At 65.8% G+C, this 2813-nt stretch carries 3 protein-coding genes; all 3 read left to right on the top strand.

The genetic code is table 11. The annotated features are described in order from the left end of the window. Positions 1-157: 157 nt before the first annotated feature. The gene (locus tag KQ310_RS03365; RefSeq protein WP_259720374.1) at positions 158-1333 is read left to right on the top strand and encodes an amino acid aminotransferase; all 1176 of its coding nucleotides are present in this window, start codon (positions 158-160) and stop codon (positions 1331-1333) included. Positions 1334-1395: 62 nt separating this feature from the next. Then, positions 1396-1719 carry a hypothetical protein gene (locus KQ310_RS03360; protein ID WP_259720373.1) on the top strand — a complete coding sequence of 108 codons (324 nt, stop codon included), beginning with the start codon at positions 1396-1398 and terminating at the stop codon, positions 1717-1719. Between the two features lie 33 nt (positions 1720-1752). Then, positions 1753-2813: bifunctional phosphopantothenoylcysteine decarboxylase/phosphopantothenate--cysteine ligase CoaBC (gene coaBC / locus KQ310_RS03355; RefSeq protein WP_259720372.1), on the top strand; the 1061-nt coding region annotated here is incomplete at its 3' end.

Here is a 2813-nt window from a genome sequence, read left to right as displayed (position 1 = left end):
GTTGCGGCAACCGGCCTTTTTTCTGTGCAGCTTGGGGCAAAGGGGCTTTTGGCCTTGCCCCAGCGCGCATCGGTCGGCATGGAGGCTCGCGCATTTTCCTGACGCCGGAAGGGTGTTTTCCGGCAATATTCAAACCAAGCCATTGGGGGATTGATCCGTGTTGGAACAACTGCAAGCGCAACCTGCAGACGCGCTGCTCGCGCTTATCAAGCTTTATGCCGCCGACCAGCGGGCCGAAAAGATTGACCTGGGCGTCGGCGTCTATCGCACTGCCGATGGCGCAACGCCGGTGTTCAAGGCGATCAAGGCCGCCGAGGCGCGGTTGCTCGATGGCCAGGACAGCAAGAGCTATCTCGGCCCCGAAGGCGACATGGGCTTTGTCCGCGCGATCATGCCGTGGATGCTGGGCGATTTCGACCCCGCAGGCCGCATCGATGGTCTGCAGACCCCCGGCGGCACCGGCGCGGTGCGGCTGGCAGCGGATCTGCTGCTGAAGGCGGGCGTCAAGCGCATCTGGATGGGTACGCCGAGCTGGCCCAACCATGCGCAGATCCTCAGCGCCGTGGGCCTCGCTTGCGAAACCTTCCGCCACATGGACGTGACCACGCAGAAGCTTGATTTCACCTCGCTTGAAGCCGCGCTGGACAAGGCCGATGCGGGTGATGCGGTGCTGTTGCACGGCTGCTGCCACAACCCCACCGGCGCCGATTACAGCGAGCAGCAGTGGCAGCAGATCGCCGAGACGGTCGCGGCCAAGCGGCTGTTTCCGCTGATCGATCTGGCCTATCACGGCCTCGGCCATGGCTTCGAGCCGGACGGCTATGGCCTGCGCACCGTGCTGGCGCAGGTGCCCGAGGCGCTGATCGCCTATAGCTGCGACAAGAATTTCGGCCTCTACCGCGAGCGCGTCGGCGCGCTCTATGTAATGACCGAAAGCCCCGCGCAGCAGCCCGCGATCCAGTCTAACCTTGCAGCGCTGGCGCGCGCCAACTGGTCGATGCCGCCTGATCATGGCGCGGCATCGGTGCGGATCGTGCTGGAAGATGAAGGGCTGACCAAGATCTGGCTGGATGAGCTCGATTCGATGCGGGCGCGGATGCGCGGCGTGCGCGATGCGCTGGCGTCGCATCAGGCAATCGGATCGGTGAACCTTGCGGCCGTAGGCCATCAGAACGGCCTGTTCTCGGTGCTGCAGCTTACCCCGGACCAGATTGCCGCGCTGCGTGCCGACTGGGGCGTGTACATGGCAGGCTCGGGCCGCATCAACATCGCGGGCTTCACCGATGCCAACATCCCGCACTTCATCGAGGGACTGCGCGCGGTCACCGCCTGATTTTTTGCAGAGATGCGATCTGCCGCACAGCGCGCCTGCCGCGCGCGGTGTAGGCAGATCGCATGAGCTTCCCTGCACGCATCCTCAAGCTTCGCGATCACACCGTTGCTGTCGCTGCCACACTGGCTTGCGCCCATGCCATCGGACTGATCCAGGTGCATCCAGGCGTGCCACACGGCGCGTTGCTGGCGGCTGGATTGGCCGGGCAGGGCATCGGCCTGGCGATGTGCGCGCTGGCCTATGCGATCATCATCACCGTGCTGTACCGGCGCAGGCTGGTGGCGGGCCCGCTGTACCGCTGCGGCGCGACGCGGCCTTTCCGGGATTATGCCAAGCCCTATCAGCAGGGCACTTCCTCGCTGCTCGATAGCTGGCACTATCGTTGACCGCAGGCCGCGCAGCAATTACCGCTGCAGGCCATGAAACCACCCCATATCCTGCTCATCGTCGGCGGCGGCATCGCGGCGTACAAGGCGTGCGAGCTGATCCGGCTGATCCGCAAGGCGGGCATGACCGTGCGTTGCGTGCTCACCGATGGCGGTGCACAGTTCATCACGCCGATGACGCTGGCCGCGCTGAGCGAGAATGAGGTGTTCACGACGCTCTGGGATCTCAAGAACGAGACCGAGATGGGGCATATCCAGCTCAGCCGCGAGGCGGACCTAATCGTGGTGTGCCCGGCGACTGCCGATCTGCTCGCCAAGATGGCGGCAGGGATTTCCGACAGCCTGGCAACCACCGTGCTGCTGGCCACCGATACGCCAGTTCTGGCGGTGCCTGCGATGAACGTGCGGATGTGGCAGCACGCGGCAACCCAGCGCAACGTCACCCAGCTGCGCGGCGATGGCGTGATGGTGGTGGATCCCGATGACGGGGCGATGGCGTGCGGCGAATACGGGCCGGGGCGCTTGCCCGAGCCGGTCGCGATCATGGCAGAGATTGAGCGCTGCCTGTCTCTGCACAACCGCCTGCGGGATGGGGCGGCGTTGCCGCTTTCCGGCAAGCGCATCCTCATCACCGCCGGACCGACGCACGAGCCGATTGATCCGGTGCGCTACATAGCCAACCGGTCGAGCGGGAAGCAGGGCTTTGCGATTGCCGCAGCCGCAGCTGCTATGGGCGCCGATGTGCAACTGATCGCAGGCCCGGTGCACCTGCCCACCCCGCCGGGCGTGACGCGGATCGATGTCGAGACCGCGCGTGAAATGGCCGCCGCGGTCGATGCGGCGTTGCCCGCCGATATCGCGATCCTGGTCGCGGCGGTGGCGGATTGGCGAACGGCGGATGCGGCGGACCAGAAGATCAAGAAGACCGGCGGCGCGCTGCCGGTGCTGCAGCTGGCCGAGAACCCCGATATTCTGGCAGGCCTGGCGCGCGACGCCCGTCGGCCCGCGCTGCTCGTCGGCTTTGCCGCCGAAACCGAAAACGTCATCGATCACGCGCAGGCCAAGCTGGCGCGCAAGGGCTGCGACTGGATCGT

It is taken from the genome of Synechococcus sp. CS-1328 (genome assembly GCF_025128095.1).
In the GTDB taxonomy this organism is placed as follows: Bacteria; Cyanobacteriota; Cyanobacteriia; order PCC-6307; family Cyanobiaceae; genus CBW1002.
The sequence above is the reverse complement of the archived record's forward strand: the minus strand, read 5'-3'. Positions and strand labels throughout refer to the sequence as shown.